The sequence below is a fragment of the Terriglobia bacterium genome (genome assembly GCA_020072565.1).
Lineage (GTDB): Bacteria > Acidobacteriota > UBA6911 > UBA6911 > UBA6911 > JAFNAG01.
In genome coordinates, this window is sequence record JAIQGI010000030.1 from 59,988 (window position 1) to 76,407 (window position 16,420).

A 16,420-nucleotide genomic window follows, 5' to 3' on the forward strand; every position below is an offset into this window, starting at 1 on the left:
TGATCACACTCAGTGCCCAGCCCAGTCACGTACTGCTCTTCCGTTGGCGCTCGAACTAACGTTTTAAAATCGTGGTGTTGAGGGTTTTAAACCGACTACAACATTGTCCTCATCGGGCTTCCGGGGTCGGGCCAGACCATGCCGGCGCGGCGTCTACCGAGGCAGTGATTCCCTTTTGCCAGCAACCCCTGCCTCGTTGCCCACCTGATACAAGCCGCCCCCCTAGAAGCACTCCCTGGCACCTGAACGCGCATACCTCGCCCTGTATCCGCGCAACAAAATTTTTGGAGCCGCGAATCTTTGCTCGCTGTTGCCCGGTGCTAGGGACGCTATTGATTTCAAGCTGCGGGAATGCCATTGTCTGGCCTTCAATCGCCGCCACATGTTTGATCGCGGGAGATGTTAGCGGCGAGAGAAGAAGGGAATCAGAACATGAAAGCGTCCCTTAAACTCAATCTTTAGGAATCATTTGAAGCCCTTCTTCCCCGGCAAGGCCAGGGAGATTCGCACTGTGGACGTTGAGCGGTATATCACGAGGCGCAGCGCGAAGGTTTCGCCAGCCACAGTGCGACGCGAGGTTGTAACGCTCAAATACTGCCTCTCTAAAGCAGTAGCACGGGGGATCATCGCCGTGAATCCAGCGCAAACGGTAGAACTCCCCCGAGTTCCTCCCGGCAGGGTGCGGTATTTGCAGCCTACGGAGCTTCAGATTCTCCTCTCTCACTGCCCGGACTGGCTGAAGCCAATCGTAGAGTTAGCAGTAGCAACGGGAATGCGGAGAGGGGAGATTCTCTCTCTGCGACACCTTGACGTTGACCTGACACACGGTTGCCTCATGCTCCGGCAAACGAAGAACGGCGAAGGCCGCATTGTTCCCCTGAACGCGTGGGCGCAACGCATCCTTACCGCGCTTCCTTCGGAGAGTCCTACACAAAGGCTCTTTACCGTCAAGCCCGCTCACGTTACCGTGGCCTTTGAGGGAGCATGCAAATGAGCTGGCATTGAAGACTTCTCCCTTCACGATTGCCGACACACGACAGCATCGTGGCTCGCAATGTCGGGGAAGGATATTTACACGATAGCGAAGATTTTGGGTCACAAGGATCTGCGGATGAGTGCCCGCTATGCTCACTTGGGCGCACAGTACCTGAGTGACGCGGTGCGGGCGCTTGATGCGGTCTTTCCCGGAGTTTCGGGTGTTCCACGTCCCCAGGGCGTCCCCGCTCCCATTGCCCTTCTTGAGGGGGAGACTGTAAATGCTTGAAAAGAAGTGGCGTCCCCAACGGGATTCGAACCCGTGTTGCCGCATTGAAAGCGCGGTGTCCTAGGCCGACTAGACGATGGGGACGCGGTGTCAAGCATCCGATGCCGGGAATCGCCAGATCTCAAATGACCACATTTGCCGACTCCCAAGCGATCAGCGCAAATGCGGCGCACATTCTGGCATTTTTGTCCCGGTATTTCAAGCCGAGACGAGTTTTGCGCGCATGTTGTACAGAGATGCCGACGCTCTCCTCGCTATTCTGCTTCGCGCGCGGCAGAGAGCGGCAGCTTGACCCTGAACGTCAGGCCGTGGTCGGCATTGTCCAGGATCAGAAGTTCTCCCCGATGAGCGTCAACGATTTTCTTTACGATGGGCAGCCCTAGACCCGTTCCGTGTGCCTTGGTGGTAAAAAAGGGGTCAAAGATAAGATGCCGATGCTCGTGGGGAATCCCGGCGCCGCGATCCACGATATCGACGATCAGGCCGGCTTCATCGCGATAGGCGTTCACGGTCACCGGCGCACCTGGCGGGGAGCAATCAATCGCGTTGGTCAGAAGGTTGATGAGCATTTGCTTGATGCGCATGGCGTCGCATTTTACCAAGGGCAGGGCCGGATCCGCCGCGCTCACAAGCTGGACCTTTTTCTCGGATGCGATCTCGTCTACAACCGCCAGACTCTCCTTGACGATCTCGCGGATGTCTTCATCCGCCGGCGCGAGTCTGAAGTCTACCGAAAAATCAAGCATTTCCTTTACCATGAACTCCAGCCGTTGGGTTTCCTTAATCACGATCTCAAGTCTCTCACGGTCGGGATTTTCGTGGGGCAGCTTTTTCACGACCAGGCGCGTGAAACCGCCAATCGCAACCAGCGGGGTCTTCATATCATGGGCGAGGCTGGAAAGGGCTCTTCCCATGGCCGCGAGGCGCTCGGAATTGCGCAGCAGGCGCAGCCTGTCCATTTCGCGATCTCGCATTGCCCCAAGCACCCCTGCGACGACATTGTAAATCACGATTTCAATCAGGCTCTCAAATTCGTCGGGGCTGAATTCCTTCCAGTGACTCAGGATGAAAGGCAGGTAGACAACGGTGATGCTTCCCGAAGTAGCGATCGCGCCGCGCAGTCCGAACCAGAATCCTGATAGCATCAGAGGTATAAAGTAGAGAGCCTGTAAGAAGAACTGATAGTACGACTCATGCGGATGGGTCGCGTAATTTGCCACAGTGATGCCCGACACCAGGATTGCAATCCATAAGAGCCGGTTTTTGGTGGTTCGCGTCACAGGCACTTCGACACATTTCCGGATCGCACCGGATCTTCCGTTCCGGAGACAATCCAAAAGGGGAGAACGGAACCGCCTGCCACTTGCGGCACTTTGGCGAAGGCCGCGGCAAAATCCGGCAGCGCCGGCATCGCGCGCGCCGCCGGCATTGCCGACATTTTTTATCCGTTAATTCAAAGCCCGCAGAGCCGGCGCACGGATCGCATTCGGGAGCCCTTATACGGGGGGTGCTTATCGATCCGTAAAATTGTCGCGCGCTGCTCCGCCACAGTCAAGCCGCCGATCGAAAGTGACGCGCCGATCTTTCTGCCACGCCATCGAGTGACGAGCACGGAACGCCCCGGGAGCCGGTACCTTCCGGTAGTACCGGTTTCTTATGAAGGGCTCCCATTCATCCCGGATTTCACTTCCAGATGCTTTTGGGGTATAAGAATCATCACTATAGTCCTGCGACATTCCCGGCTCGATGGGTGCATATTCTTGGAGGGTGGCGAGATGGTCCCGAAGGAAGTGACGATTTACACCGATGGCGCATGCCTCGGAAATCCCGGGCCGGGCGGTTACGGCGTCGTCCTCCTTTATGGGAGCCATCGCAAGGAACTCTCGGGCGGATTTCGTGTGACTACCAACAATCGCATGGAGATCCTTGCTGCCGTGGTCGCGCTCGAAGCGCTCAAAGAGAAATGCCGCGTCATCCTTTATAGCGACTCACAATATCTGGTGAATGCCATGCAACAGGGATGGGCGATGCGGTGGCGCGCCAACAACTGGAGGCGAAACAAGAACGAAATGGCGCTCAACCCCGACCTTTGGGACCGGTTGTTAGGATGCACGGAGAGGCACAAGGTTGAATTTCGCTGGCTCAGGGGCCATGCCGGCGATCGCGAAAACGAGCGCTGCGACCAGCTGGCGATGGCAGCTGCAAACGCGGTGAACCGCGCCATCGACTTCGGTTACGAGAAGACCCTGCCGCAACATGCCCGCGGACCAGGATCCGCATAGGATTGATTCAGGTGTGACGGATTCGAAAGGATGGGCGCGTGATTGCCAATCCGACCCTGGCCGAGCATCTCCGCAACCTAAACGAAACTGACAGCTGCGTTGTCGCGGCTTGCCGCCAAATTCGTCCTGATGCGTGTTTGTTCAGCATGAGATGGATGGTGAGCCGTGCTGGACTCGAACCAGCGACCCTCTGCTTAAAAGGCAGATGCTCTACCTCCTGAGCTAACGGCCCATCCGCCTGGTCCGGCCGAAGTCTAACTTTATTCGGCCGTCCGAGGGATTCCGCGCATGACGCCCGTTAAGGTAGCACGCGGGCAGGCGGTTGCAAAGGCCGATTTTGCGGATGGCAGGCTCGAAGGCGCACGGTCGCAAAACCCACTAGAGACACCAAGGATGTGTTCCCTGGTTTCGTGTTGGCTGCGTCACTTTCCGCGTGACCGCCCGGTCAGGACGTCAGGTCCTGGAGCAGCTCCACCTTCCGATTGTAGGCGGCAAGCATGTAGAGGGCCAGCTCTGCGTCCCTCGGGTGCGCATAGTAGGCCTTGCGCGTAGCAGCGATGTGGTCGTCAATCAACTTGAGGTTGGTCTGAAGCTCCGCCAAGATTCTGGGATCCAAGGTCGATTTCTGCTTTTCGACAATTACGCTCAGCTCCCGGATCGCCTTGAGGTACTCCTGCTCGGCGCGCTGAATCGATTCTAGCGCGGCATCCAGGCTGGCATCGCCCGTGTCGCCGGCTGGCGCGACCTCTTGCCGTGAGCCAGTCATGTGTTTCACCCGGTAATGTTCGACCAGGATCAAAGTGCCCGTAATGGAGATCGCCACGAGCAGCACTGCCGCCAGTGCCTGCCGGACCCAGGCGCGAGCCGGAAGCAGCGCGCTCAGCCGCCTCGCGGGGCTTATGCTATGCTGTTTGCCGCCCGCGGGACGAAGGGCTTGACCCGCGGCGGCACGTCTCCACAAGTCGGGGGGAACCTCCAGGGCGCTTTCTGCCTTCGCGGCATAAGCTTCGTAGATTCTGGATTCGCCCTCGAGCACATCCAGTTCTCTCCTGCAGCTGCCGCACTCACGCAGGTGGGCCGCCACCTCGGCAGCTTGCCGCTCATCGAGTTCTTCGTAATGATAATCCTCGATCATTTTTCGGACTTGGTCGCATTTCAAGGTCCACCTCACATTCCCGGCACTCGCCCCGCCAGATACGGCTCCAGCTTCTGCCGCATTTGCTTCCGCGCCCGGTGCAGGTCGGTCTTGAGCTTCCCGATGGACGAGCCGGTAATAAGGGCGATCTCCTGATAGCGCATCTTGTTCAACACCTTCAGAACAAACACCACGCGCTGATCCCCGGGCAGGTCGCAAAATGAACGCCGGATCGCACGCTGCAGTTCCTCCGACATGAACCTTTCATCAGGCCCAGCCCTCTCATCAGGCAGCGTCAGAAACAGGTTGTCGTCCAAATCCACCTCGCGTGAACTCCGGCGCTTTTCCCTGATTGCCTCCCGCGCCACATTGCGCGCAATGCCGAAGAGCCAGGTCGAGAGCTTGACCCCTCGTTGCATCCGATCCAGCCCACGATAAGCGCGAAAAAAGGTCTCCTGGGTCAATTCTTCCGCCCGCGATCTGTCGCCAAGCAAGTGGAAGATGAATGCCAGCACCGGCTTGCCATAGCGCTGGAAGATCGCATGGAAGGCTTCAGGGTCGCCGGCGCGCGCACGATCGACGACCGTCGGGACAGATTCGCTGTCGCCTGGCTCAGGGTTTCCCAGCGCTTTCAAATCCGCCAAACTCGATACCTCGTGCTCACTCTTCACCGTCGGGCACAAGCCCGGCATCACCAGGAACAAGGGATGCCCCGTTCCCAATACTCCAGGGGCCAACACTGTCACGCTGGGGTCAAGAATAGGATCTATTGCCATAGGATGCAAGAATCGGCCGGAGAATCTTCATTTGGCTATCGTAAGGCTCACGCGCCCGGAGGTGCTTGTGATGCGAACACTGTTGGTGCCGGCACCCAGGCGGCCGCGCGCCGACTGTCCCGGAGAATAGCGCCTCTGCTGAATCTCGAGCGGGAAATCCGTCCTGAGGGTCCCGCTCAAGGTGGACATCAAGACAGAAGCGTCCAGGTTGGCGGGCGCCCTGACGCTGACGTTGCCGCTGGTGGAGGAAAACTTCAGGTCACCTGAACCCTCGACCCTCCTGAGATAGACATCCACGTTACCGCTCGTCGACCACGCGCTCACTATGCCGCTGACGTTGCTTACGTTCACGTTGCCGCTCACTGACCACGCGTTCACGACGCCGCTCACGTTCGATACCCCCACAGAACCGCTGATGCTCTCCGCCATCACGTGGCCCGTTACATCGCCGAGTTGCACGCCACCGCTCATGGATCGGATGTTATCGAAATTATAGCTCACCCCGCGCGGCACCCTCACCTGGAAGTTCACGCTGGCGTCGCAGTTGCCTCTTTCAGGATAGCGTACATCCAGGTCGATCCGGTTCTCACTGCTTCTGTCCACGATTTCGACCCGATCGCGGTCGCGCCCTACCTTGAAGCCCTGTACCATTACATCTCTCCCATCGTAGCCCAGAACCCTGACGTCCCCTGAGACGCTTCGGATGCGTATGGTCCCGTCCGGCGCAATCGTGTAGTTCTTCTGAAAGTCCTGGGCCAGTCCCGCAGCGCCGAAGATCAATCCGGTCAACAGCGCCGCTACTGCTATGCCAAGGGCGTTTTGCCTCATTTCCCCATCTCTCCTCTCTTCGCAACGGGCTATGAGCCGTCGGAATGTACCTGCTCCTGACCAGTTAATGGTATCCGGGGAGAAAAGGTTTCACCAAGATCCAAAGAAATCTGAGGAACTTATGACGATCTCAGCTTCTCACAAGGGAATGATGGAGCTATGAAAATCCTCAAGGATCCGCTGGAAATCGCTCCCCACCGACTCCTCCCGGTGGCACTCAAGGCGGTCGAGGAGGTAGTGCGCGCCCGGTTGCAGTTGTTTGTTTCCAAACTCGGGTGAACCATGCGGGATCTCTCCCTGGGAGCATTCTGGTCTAAAATTCACAATCCAAAATCACGCGGGCGGCTATAATCACTTGTGATATCGGGAGGTAGCATGACCGCGGAACATCAAAGGCTTGCGGAGGCCGCAAAACACGCCGCCCACTGGCGGCGCTGGGGGCCTTATTTGAGCGAACGCCAGTGGGGCACCGTGCGCGAAGACTACAGCCCCGACGGAGCCGCCTGGAACTATCTGCCGCACGAACATGCCCGCTCGCGTGCCTACCGATGGGGTGAGGACGGCCTACTCGGCATCTCCGACAATCACCAGAGACTGTGCTTCGCGATCTCCCTCTGGAACGGGAAAGACCCGATTCTCAAAGAACGCCTGTTCGGTCTGAGCAATAGCGAAGGGAACCACGGCGAGGACGTCAAAGAGTACTATTTCTACCTGGACGGTACGCCCACAAGCTCCTACCTGAAGGCGCTTTACAAGTACCCACAGGAGGCGTTCCCTTACGCGTGGCTCGTGGAAGAGAATCAGCGCCGAGGTCTCAATGAGCCCGAGTTCGAGCTGCTCGACACCGGCATTTTCGATAAGAACCGATACTTCGACATCTTCGTGGAGTACGCCAAGGCTGGCCCCAGCGATATCCTGGTGCGCATCACTACCGTCAATCGCAGTTCGGAACCGGCCACGCTGCACCTTCTGCCGACGCTCTGGTTTCGAAATACCTGGTCTTGGGATCCTAAGAATAAGAAACCGCTGCTGCGCCTGGATCAGCAGGGCGGACGCACGCCCGTCATCCGGGCCGGGCATGAATCGCTGGGCGACATGTGGCTGACGGCAGATATTGCCGGCGAGGCTCTGTTTACGGAAAACGAAACCAATTACCGGAAGTTGTTCGAGGTTACCAATGCCTCACCATACGTGAAGGATGCTTTTCATGAGTTTGTTGTCGGCCGCAAGAACGGCACTATCAACCCGGCCGCAACCGGGACCAAGGCAGCCCTGCATTACAAGAAACTTCTCGCCCCCGGTGAGGCGTGGATTGTCAGGCTCCGGCTGCTGGACAGGCAGCCGGCGGGCGAGATGTTCGGCGCGGCTTTTGACGAGATCTTTGAAAAGAGGAAACGCGAGGCAGACGAGTTCTACAATTCCGTTGCCTCCCCGAAGTTGACCGGAGATGCCAGGGAGATTCAACGCCAGGCCTTCGCAAGCATGATCTGGAGCAGGCAATTCTATCACTATGTCGTTCACGACTGGCTGAACGGCGATCCGGGCATGCCGCCTCCACCCCCCACCAGAAAGTCTGGAAGGAACAAGGCTTGGGTGCACGTCTACACCGACGACATCATTTCGATGCCCGACAAATGGGAATATCCGTGGTTTGCTGCCTGGGATCTGGCCTTTCATTGTATCCCGTATGCGATGATCGATCCGGATTTCGCCAAAAGGCAGCTGATCCTGCTCACACGCGAGTGGTACATGCATCCGAACGGCCAGCTCCCCGCTTATGAATGGAGCTTCGACGAAGTGAATCCGCCCGTGCATGCCTGGGCGGCATGGCGCGTTTACAAGATCGATAAAAAAATGCATGGGCGCGCTGACCGTCTGTTCCTCGAAAGAGTGTTTCAGAAACTTCTGCTCAACTTCACCTGGTGGGTGAACCGAAAGGATACCTTCGGGAGCAACATTTTCGAGGGCGGGTTTCTCGGCCTGGACAATATCGGGGTGTTCGATCGTAGCCAGCAACTCCCGACGGGCGGTTTTATCGAACAAACCGACGCCACCGGCTGGATGGCAATGTACTCCGCGAACATGCTCATAATCGCTGCCGAACTGGCCCGGGAAGACCCGAGTTACGAAGACATTGCGAGCAAGTTCTTCGAGCACTTCCTGCGGATTGCGGACGCGATGAACCACATGGGAAAAGACCGGCGTTCGCTTTGGGATGAGGAGGACGGCTTTTTCTACGACTGTCTCCACACCCCCGATGGCGGCGTCTTCCCTCTGCGCGTGCGGTCCCTCGTAGGCCTGATACCGCTGTTCGCCGTCGAGATCCTCGAAAAGGATGACTTGCGCAGATTGCCGGACTTCACGAGAAGGATGAACTGGTTTCTGGAGCATCGTCCTGAATTGTCGATGGGCGTCACCTGCAAGGGTGCGGGTGGGCTTTTTGACAGAAGAATTCTTTCGATCGTAACTCCAGATCAGCTCCGGCTCATCCTGAAGCGCATGCTGGATGAGCAGGAATTCCTGAGCCCTTACGGCATTCGGGGCCTTTCACGCTATCACAGAGATCACCCTTTCGTGTTGAAGATGGACGGCATTGAGCACAGCGTCGATTATGAGCCGGCCGAATCCACAACCGGCTTTTTCGGCAGTAATTCCAACTGGCGCGGGCCGGTCTGGATGCCCGTCAATTTCCTCATGATCGAGTCGCTCCAGAAATTCCACCACTATTTCGGCAGCGGCTTCAAGGTCGAGTGCCCGACCGGCTCAGGGCAGATGAAGACCCTGTGGCAGGTTTCGCTCGATCTCGAGCAACGCCTCATCCGTCTTTTCAAAAAAGACAGCACCGGGGGCCGCCCGTTCCACAACGGGAACGAACGCTTCCAGAGCGATCCGAACTGGAGCAACTACGTCCTCTTCTATGAATATTTTAACGGCGACAACGGCTCGGGAATAGGAGCCAGCCATCAGACCGGCTGGACCGGCCTGATCGCAAAACTGATCCAGCAGGTCGAGGACTATCGAAGCAAGCTGCCGGAGGTCGAGCCCTAAATCGAAGATCGATTAGATCCAGGCGTGAAGGCGGGAGTCCGGGGATGCAATGATGGTTTCGGTCCGGTCCGGTCCGGTGGAAATTACCGAGATTTCCGTCTGAACCAGATCCGACAGGCGTTTTAAGTAGTCTCTGGCGAGTACGGGCAGGTCGTCAAAGTTGCAGATGCCCGCGGTGCGCTGGTTCCATCCCGGAACCGTCAAATACTCGGGTTCGCACTGCTCCAGAACCTGAATTTCAGGAGGGAAAAAGTCAAGCAGCCGGCCTTTGTAACGATAGCCGGTACAGATGCTGATCTCCGTCAGGCGGTCCAGCACATCCAGCTTGGTGACGACCAGCGAATCGAGGTTGTTGATCAGACGGGCGTAGTGAACAACGACGGCATCAAACCACCCGCAACGGCGCGGACGGCCGGTAGAAGCGCCAAATTCCTGCCCTCGCTCACGTATCATCTGGCCGATCGTGCCGGACACTTCCGTGGGGAAAGGCCCTTCCCCGACACGGGTGGTGTAAGCTTTGACGATCCCGACCACGCCGTCAATGCGCGTTGGCCCCACTCCCGTCCCGATGCAAGCTCCGCCTGCGGTGGCATTCGATGCCGTCACAAACGGGTAAGTGCCGTGATCGACGTCCAGAAGCGTTCCTTGGGCTCCTTCAAAAAGCACGTGCTTCCCCTCGTCCATGGCACGGTTGAGGTACGATGCCGTGTCCACGAAAAAGGGTGCCAGCTCTTTGGCAAGCGCTTGCGCCTTCCGGCATAACTCGTCACTGGAAAATCCCTGCATCTCTCCGGGCGCTGAAATCTGCTTCTCGCGAAAGTTGTCCGCCATGGTGGAGCGTAGCATTTCGGGCGTCATAAGATCACAGACACGCAAACCCCGTCGCCCGATTTTGTCTTCATACGCGGGGCCTATGCCGCGATTGGTGGTGCCGATCCGCTTTGCGCCGCGGCGCACTTCGTCGGCTCTTTCAACAGCCCGGTGATACTCGAAGATCAGGTGGCAACGGTTGCTGATGAAGAGGCGTCCCTGGCAACTGATGCCGGACGCCGCCAGAAACTCGATCTCCTGCTTCAAGGCCTCGAGATCGAGCACCACGCCATTGCCGATCACGCAGATTTTTTGCGGATGGAGAATCCCCGAAGGTATCAGGTGCAGAACGAATTTCCTACCGCCCACATGTATGGTGTGGCCGGCATTGTGCCCACCCTGGTAGCGGGCCACAATGTCAAAATGCGAAGTGAGCAGGTCAACGATCTTGCCTTTGCCTTCGTCGCCCCACTGGGCGCCAACGACGATCAAGTTCGCCATGGAAAGGGTCTCTGTTTATGTGGGAAGCAAAAAAGGGACATTCCGCATTTCCACTTTTCCGGCAACCCTTTGCAGGCAGGAGCGGCATGTCCCTCTTCGAAGCCGGATCACAGATGGTTGTCGATCATCTTCGAGATCGTGTCTTTTGTGGTGTTGCCCACGATCTGTTCCTTGATCACCCCGCCTTTGAAAAGGAGAAGAGTGGGAATGCCGCGGATATTGTACTTGCCGGCAGTGACCATGTTCTCGTCCACATTCAGCTTGACCACTTTGGCCTTGCCCTCGTATTTCTCGGCAACCGCCTCGACCGCCGGGGCCAGCATTCGGCACGGAGCGCACCAGGCCGCCCAGAAATCGACCAGAACCGGGACGGGAGAATTTAGTACTTCCGTCTCGAAATTCTGATCCCCCACCTCCCCTACTTTTCCGCTCATTACTGTCTCCCTCCCCGGATTATGATAGCAGGCGAAGAAATGCTCTTTGCGAGCGACCGATAATTATGTGGACCCGGTTTCGGGTTGTCAAGACAAATGAAAACTATGCTCAAGAAGCGCTACGGGCAACATTTTCTTAGAGATACGGGAATTTTGAATCGCATTGTCGCACTCATCCAGCCGACCCGCCGTGACCTCATGCTCGAGGTAGGCGGGGGCGATGGCGCTTTGTCCGCCAGATTGGCACCGAACGTGTTTCGGCTGCTCACACTGGAGATCGATGGCGACCTGATTCCGGCCCTTGTGCGCGCCCTGGCGCCCCATCCCAATGCGGTCGTAGTGCCCGAGGATTTCCTGAGCGCAGATCTATCCGCAATCGTCTCACCGTACCTCGAGCCCGGCCTGCGTCTGCGGATCGTGGGGAATCTGCCCTACAACATCGGCACCGCAATTATCGAGAGGCTGCTCTTGTGGCCGATGCCCGTTGAGGACATGAATTTTATGCTTCAACTCGAAACGGCTGAACGGATCGCAAGCGTGCCAGGTTCGAGGCAATACGGCTTTTTTTCTGTCTTTTGCCAGCACTATTGCGAGATTAAGATGGGGTTCAAGGTGTCGCCAGCCTGCTTCGTTCCCCGGCCCAAAGTTGAGTCAGCCATGATCATCCTGCGCCCCCGCAGCGGCGCGTGTGATCCCGAACTCGATAATGATTTCCTGGAACTGACAAAGGCGGCCTTCTCCTATCGCCGCAAGAAGCTGTTGAACTCCTTGCGTCGAGACCAACATCTGGGGTCGATGGCCCGTGAAATCCTGGCGCAAGCCGGTATCGATGGTGCGCTCCGTGCTGAAGACCTCACCGTCCACCAATATGAGCGTCTGGCCCGCGTCTATCATGAGCATAAGGAGAAGTCCCGAAAAGCCTAGCAATAGGATATATTTATTCCTATGACAAGCGAGCATGTGACAGATGGCGAAGGTATCGAAGTCGTAGCCCTGGGTGGCCTGGGCGAGTTCGGCATGAACATGATGGCGATCCGATATCGGGGCAATATTCTTATTATCGACGCCGGTTTGATGTTCCCCAGGGACGAACTTCTCGGCGTGGATCTGGTGATTCCGGACTTGAGTTACATTCTGGAGCGAAGAGATGAGGTGCGTGCCGTTGTCCTCACACATGGTCATGAGGATCACATCGGGGCGCTGCCGTTTCTTCTGCGTGAGATTGCGGTCCCGGTTTATGGCACCCCATTGACATTGGGCTTTGCCCGAGGGCGATTGGCCGAGCAGGAAGTCCTGGATCGTGCCGACCTCAGGTCCATACAGCCCCGCGATACCATTGAGATCGCGGGCATGACACTGGAGTTTCTCGGGGTGACCCACAGCGTGGCTGACGCGGTGGGGGTAGCCCTGACAACCCCCCTGGGCACTATTGTCCACACGGGTGATTTTAAATTTGACCAGTCGCCTCCGGACCAGCAGCTGAGCGACTATGCCCGCCTGTCCTCGCTTGGGGATCAAGGCGTCCTGGCACTGTTTTCCGACAGCACCAACAGCGAGAGGCCGGGGTACACCCCATCGGAAAGCCATGTCCGCCAAAACCTGGAACAGATCTTTCACATCACCCCGGGGAAGATCATCGTGGCCTGCTTTGCTTCCAGCAGCCACAGGATCCAGATCATCCTGGATCTGGCGCAGGATTTCGGCCGCAAGGTCGTTCCCGTCGGTCGCAGCATGGTCCAAAATGTGGCGATCTCCCGCGAACTCGGTTATCTCAGCGTCCCGCCGGATCTCCTGCTCAGTACCCAGGAAGCACAGCACCTTCCGCCCGAGGAGCTCGTTCTGTTGAGCACCGGCAGCCAGGGAGAGCCGGTCTCGGCCTTGTCCCGGCTCGCACTTGGGAAACATAAGGATTACAGTGTTGAAGCCGACGATGCCGTGATTTTCAGCGCCCGCGCCATCCCGGGCAACGAAACCCGGATTTCGCACCTCATCAATCACTTCTGCCGCCGCGGGGCCAAGATCTACAACGAAAACCACTCGATGGTGCACGTCTCGGGTCACGCCAGCCAGGAGGAGTTGAAGCTGATGCTGAATTTGATTCGCCCGCGCTTCTTCGTCCCCATTCATGGGGAATATCGCCAGCTTTTCAACCACGCCCTGATCGCAGAGGAAACCGGAGTGCCCTGGGAGCATATTCTTCTGGCCGAGACCGGGGACATCATCTCCTTGACTCCGGACGCGATCGGAGTGCAAGGCCGAGCTCCGGTCGGCAGAAGGCTGATCGACGCCGGCAGCCTCGCAGAACTGGACGAACTGGTCGTCAAAGACCGTCAGCACCTTTCTGAGGAGGGGGTGGTTCTTGCCGTGGTTCCTATTAACAAGGCAACAGGCCTCATCGAAGGCATGCCGGAGTTGGTGAGCCGCGGCCACATCCAGGAAGCGGGCGGGTCAGCCCTGATGGCCGAAGCCCGGCAGGTGATTCTCAGCACGGTCGAGGAGTGCAGCAACGAAGAGCGGGTTGACGCGGTGGTCCTCTCCGAAATGGTCCGTGCAGATTTAAAAAGATTCTTTCGCAAACGAACGGCGACCCGTCCTATGATTGTTCCGGTCATCCTTGAGATCTAAGTCTCCGGAGAGGGATGTGACGGACATGGGCAAGGAAACCGAAGCCAAGCGCCACGAGTTCTTCGGCGTTTTACTCCTGATGGTCACGGTACTTCTTTTCGTTTGTTTGATCTCGTTCAGCTGGCACGACCCAAATTTCAATACCGCATCCGCGAAAAACAGCACTCAAAACCGGGTGGGCCGGATCGGAGCTTACGCCAGCGATTGGCTGTTTCAGGGCTTCGGTCTGTCGGCATTTCTGTTGTTGGCTCCCATGACGGTTCTAAGCTGGAAGCTGATCCGCGGCAGGAAGGTCAGTTCTCCTTTCATGCGTACTCTGGGCTTCTGCCTGATCGTGGGCTCGGCCTGCACAGTCCTGCAGCTCGTCCCCTTTCCTCTGCCCGAGAGAAGCTTCGAAGCGGGAGGAATGATCGGCAGGCTCCTCGCCGATGCGCTGGTACGCAATCTGAACACCACCGGCACGCTGGTGGTGGTTGCAGGCACGATCCTGCTTGGGCTGCTGGCCGCCACGTCATTCTCGTTCGCGCGGCTCTTCAACCGCGAGCCGCGCGAGGAGCAACCGCACCGCGCCGGCATCTGGGAAAGGTTCCAGAACTGGCGCAGGAGCCGCAAACCCGTGCGGGCAATTGTCAACATCAAGGCCCCGGCTCCCAGGGCGCCCGAGCCCACAATGAGGCCTGCTCCCTTCAAGCCGCCTGCGCCGCCTCCTGCTCCCTCGGAGCCACGATCGCCGTCGATCGTTTCCCCGACAGAGCCGATTCTGACTCGGGCCGCGACTGAGGAAAAACCGCCGCGCGCAGCGCGAAAATTCGCTTTGCCTGCAGTCGACCTCCTGACGCCGGCGGAAGGGCATTTTGCCGTGGACGAAGCGGAGCTGATGGAGCGCGCACGCCAGCTGGCCGAGAAGTGCGCCGAGTTCGATGTTCACGGCAGCATCACGCAGATACACCCCGGCCCGGTGGTCACCACTTTCGAGTTCAAGCCCGATGCCGGCGTCAAATACTCCAGGATCACAAGTCTGGTCGACGACCTCTGCCTTGGTGTGAAGGCGGAATCGATCCGCATCGACCGCATCCCCGGCAAGGCGACCGTGGGCATTGAGATTCCCAATGCACAGCGCGAGACCATCCTGCTTCGTGAACTGATCGAGTCCGATGTTTTTCGCAAATCGGCATCCAAGCTCACCCTGGCACTCGGCAAGCTGATCAACGGGAACGTCTATGCGACGGAACTGGCGCGCATGCCACACCTGCTCATCGCGGGCGCTACGGGGGCCGGCAAGAGCGTCGCTCTCAACTGCATGATCACCTCGATCCTCTACAAGGCGACTCCGGAAGAGGTGCGTTTCATCTTCATCGATCCCAAGCGCCTGGAGCTGGGCATCTATGCCGATATCCCGCATCTCCTAACCCCGATTGTCACCGACCCGAAGGAGGCGGCCAATGCCCTGCGTTGGGCTACGAGCGAGATGGAAACGCGCTACAAGAAGCTGGCACTCCGCGGTGTGAGAAACATCGACCAGTACAACACCTTGATCCGATCCACCGCCAAGCAGCTCTCGTTTCTGGAAGCAGAGAATCACGACGAGGGAGAACTCGAAAAAGCCCTGCCCTACCTGGTCCTGGTGATCGACGAACTGGCGGATCTGATGATGATCTCCTCTCGGGAAGTCGAAGAATCGATCTCCCGCCTGGCCGCCATGGCGCGCGCTGTCGGCATTCACCTCATTCTCGCAACCCAGCGCCCCTCCGTGGATGTCATCACGGGGGTCATCAAGGCGAACTTCCCCTGCCGGATCGCCTTCAAGGTCGCGACCAAGGTCGACTCCCGCACCATCATCGACGCCAACGGCGCCGAGCAACTGCTCGGCAACGGCGACATGCTCTTTATTCCACCCGGCTCCTCGCGCCTGACCCGTATCCACGGCGCTTACGTGAGTGAGAAGGAGGCCCAGAAAATTGTCGATCATTTAAAAAAACAGGGCCGCCCGACCTACGACGATTCGGTCCTGTCCTACGGCGAGGAGGAAGAATTCGACGAGGAGGGCAACCCGATCGACGACCAGCAGGAGGACAGCCTGTACAAGGACGCCTTGCGCATTGTGGTCAGTGAGGGGCGCGCCTCGACGTCCCTGCTCCAGCGCAGGCTCAGCATCGGTTACGGCAGAGCCGCCAAGCTGGTCGATACTATGCACCGCAACGGCCTCGTCGGTCCGGCGGAAGGGTCGAAGCCGAGGGAGGTTCTGGTGGGCCTCGATTTTCTGGACAGGCTGGAATGACGGGCGGAGCAGCCCATCGTGCACCCGGGTTCGCAGCCTGCGATGCATGAACTGGACGAATCCATAGAGCCTTGAAGTTTTTGAGCCTGGGCAGTTAGGCGCGCGGCTCATCGCGAAGACTCAAAAACTCAAGGACCCTAACCCGGATCACTCATGAATGTGCGACCCAAATGCAGTTTTTGACGCGGAAAAACGCTGACCGGCGCCGACCGTTCGGTCTTGGTCGGCGTGTATCCGCGTCCAATTTTCTTGCTTTTCACGGGCGTGCGGTTCTGCTTCATGAATAATTCAGGCTAAGAGCAATACTGTTCACTTAACAAACGAACTGTGGTATCCTGTGGTAAATTTTCACAGGAGGACCGCATATGGCACGTACCGTTGCTGAGCTTCCAAGCGGCTCCCGCATTACGGATTACATCAGTCTGGGCGTTATTACAAA

The 16,420-nt window shown here is 58.0% G+C and carries 14 protein-coding genes and 2 tRNA genes; 7 read left to right on the forward strand and 9 right to left on the reverse strand.

Annotated features, from left to right (window positions below; genetic code table 11):
- Positions 1-631 precede the first annotated feature (631 nt).
- Both LAP85_18415 and LAP85_18420 read left to right on the forward strand, forming a co-directional pair.
- Complete coding sequence (locus LAP85_18415) at positions 632-994, forward strand: tyrosine-type recombinase/integrase (GenBank protein MBZ5498378.1); 363 nt, start codon at positions 632-634, stop codon at positions 992-994.
- Between the two features lie 6 nt (positions 995-1,000).
- Positions 1,001-1,264 (forward strand): tyrosine-type recombinase/integrase, encoded by a 264-nt coding sequence (locus tag LAP85_18420; GenBank protein ID MBZ5498379.1) that lies wholly within the window; start codon positions 1,001-1,003, stop codon positions 1,262-1,264.
- A 7-nt stretch (positions 1,265-1,271) separates the two neighbouring features.
- On the opposite strand, the gene LAP85_18425 is transcribed toward LAP85_18420, so the two are convergent.
- The 3 genes from LAP85_18425 to LAP85_18435 form a co-directional block, all read right to left on the reverse strand.
- Positions 1,272-1,348: transfer RNA gene (locus LAP85_18425), tRNA-Glu, on the reverse strand.
- Between the two features lie 170 nt (positions 1,349-1,518).
- Entirely contained in the window at positions 1,519-2,544 is a 1,026-nt protein-coding gene (locus LAP85_18430) for a HAMP domain-containing histidine kinase (protein MBZ5498380.1), read from the reverse strand.
- Positions 2,541-2,702: a hypothetical protein gene (locus tag LAP85_18435; protein MBZ5498381.1), complete on the reverse strand. Its 162-nt coding sequence runs from the start codon at positions 2,700-2,702 to the stop codon at positions 2,541-2,543. The genes LAP85_18430 and LAP85_18435 overlap by 4 nt, the downstream gene beginning before the upstream one ends.
- 337 nt (positions 2,703-3,039) lie before the next feature.
- On the opposite strand from LAP85_18435, the gene rnhA reads away from it, so the two are divergent.
- Positions 3,040-3,546, forward strand: a complete 507-nt coding sequence (gene rnhA / locus LAP85_18440; protein MBZ5498382.1) for a ribonuclease HI — start codon at positions 3,040-3,042, stop codon at positions 3,544-3,546.
- 156 nt (positions 3,547-3,702) lie between these two features.
- On the opposite strand, the gene LAP85_18445 is transcribed toward rnhA, so the two are convergent.
- The 4 genes from LAP85_18445 to LAP85_18460 all read right to left on the reverse strand — a co-directional run bounded on the left by LAP85_18445 (position 3,703) and on the right by LAP85_18460 (position 6,285).
- Positions 3,703-3,778: transfer RNA gene (locus LAP85_18445), tRNA-Lys, on the reverse strand.
- A gap of 213 nt (positions 3,779-3,991) precedes the next feature.
- Positions 3,992-4,705 (reverse strand): zf-HC2 domain-containing protein, encoded by a 714-nt coding sequence (locus tag LAP85_18450; protein MBZ5498383.1) that lies wholly within the window; start codon positions 4,703-4,705, stop codon positions 3,992-3,994.
- 8 nt (positions 4,706-4,713) lie between these two features.
- A complete protein-coding gene (locus tag LAP85_18455; GenBank protein MBZ5498384.1) occupies positions 4,714-5,325 on the reverse strand; it encodes a sigma-70 family RNA polymerase sigma factor in 612 nt (203 codons plus the stop codon).
- Between the two features lie 159 nt (positions 5,326-5,484).
- The gene (locus LAP85_18460) at positions 5,485-6,285 is read right to left on the reverse strand and encodes a DUF4097 domain-containing protein (GenBank protein ID MBZ5498385.1); all 801 of its coding nucleotides are present in this window, start codon (positions 6,283-6,285) and stop codon (positions 5,485-5,487) included.
- Positions 6,286-6,660: 375 nt separating this feature from the next.
- On the opposite strand from LAP85_18460, the gene LAP85_18465 reads away from it, so the two are divergent.
- Positions 6,661-9,333: a glucosidase gene (locus LAP85_18465; protein MBZ5498386.1), complete on the forward strand. Its 2,673-nt coding sequence runs from the start codon at positions 6,661-6,663 to the stop codon at positions 9,331-9,333.
- 12 nt (positions 9,334-9,345) lie between these two features.
- Here LAP85_18465 and LAP85_18470 read toward each other — a convergent pair whose 3' ends face one another.
- Positions 9,346-10,644 (reverse strand): adenylosuccinate synthase, encoded by a 1,299-nt coding sequence (locus LAP85_18470; GenBank protein ID MBZ5498387.1) that lies wholly within the window; start codon positions 10,642-10,644, stop codon positions 9,346-9,348.
- 107 nt (positions 10,645-10,751) lie between these two features.
- Positions 10,752-11,078 (reverse strand): thioredoxin, encoded by a 327-nt coding sequence (gene trxA, locus LAP85_18475; GenBank protein ID MBZ5498388.1) that lies wholly within the window; start codon positions 11,076-11,078, stop codon positions 10,752-10,754.
- Between the two features lie 96 nt (positions 11,079-11,174).
- Here trxA and rsmA point away from each other — a divergent pair, with 96 nt between their 5' ends.
- From rsmA to LAP85_18490, 3 genes are read left to right on the forward strand one after another with little or no spacing between them, the layout of a single operon-like run.
- Positions 11,175-12,002 carry a 16S rRNA (adenine(1518)-N(6)/adenine(1519)-N(6))-dimethyltransferase RsmA gene (gene rsmA, locus LAP85_18480; GenBank protein ID MBZ5498389.1) on the forward strand — a complete coding sequence of 276 codons (828 nt, stop codon included), beginning with the start codon at positions 11,175-11,177 and terminating at the stop codon, positions 12,000-12,002.
- Between the two features lie 21 nt (positions 12,003-12,023).
- Positions 12,024-13,703 (forward strand): ribonuclease J, encoded by a 1,680-nt coding sequence (locus LAP85_18485; protein MBZ5498390.1) that lies wholly within the window; start codon positions 12,024-12,026, stop codon positions 13,701-13,703.
- Between the two features lie 25 nt (positions 13,704-13,728).
- On the forward strand, positions 13,729-15,981 hold the full coding sequence (locus LAP85_18490) for a DNA translocase FtsK 4TM domain-containing protein (GenBank protein ID MBZ5498391.1): 2,253 nt from the start codon (positions 13,729-13,731) through the stop codon (positions 15,979-15,981).
- Positions 15,982-16,420: the final 439 nt, after the last annotated feature.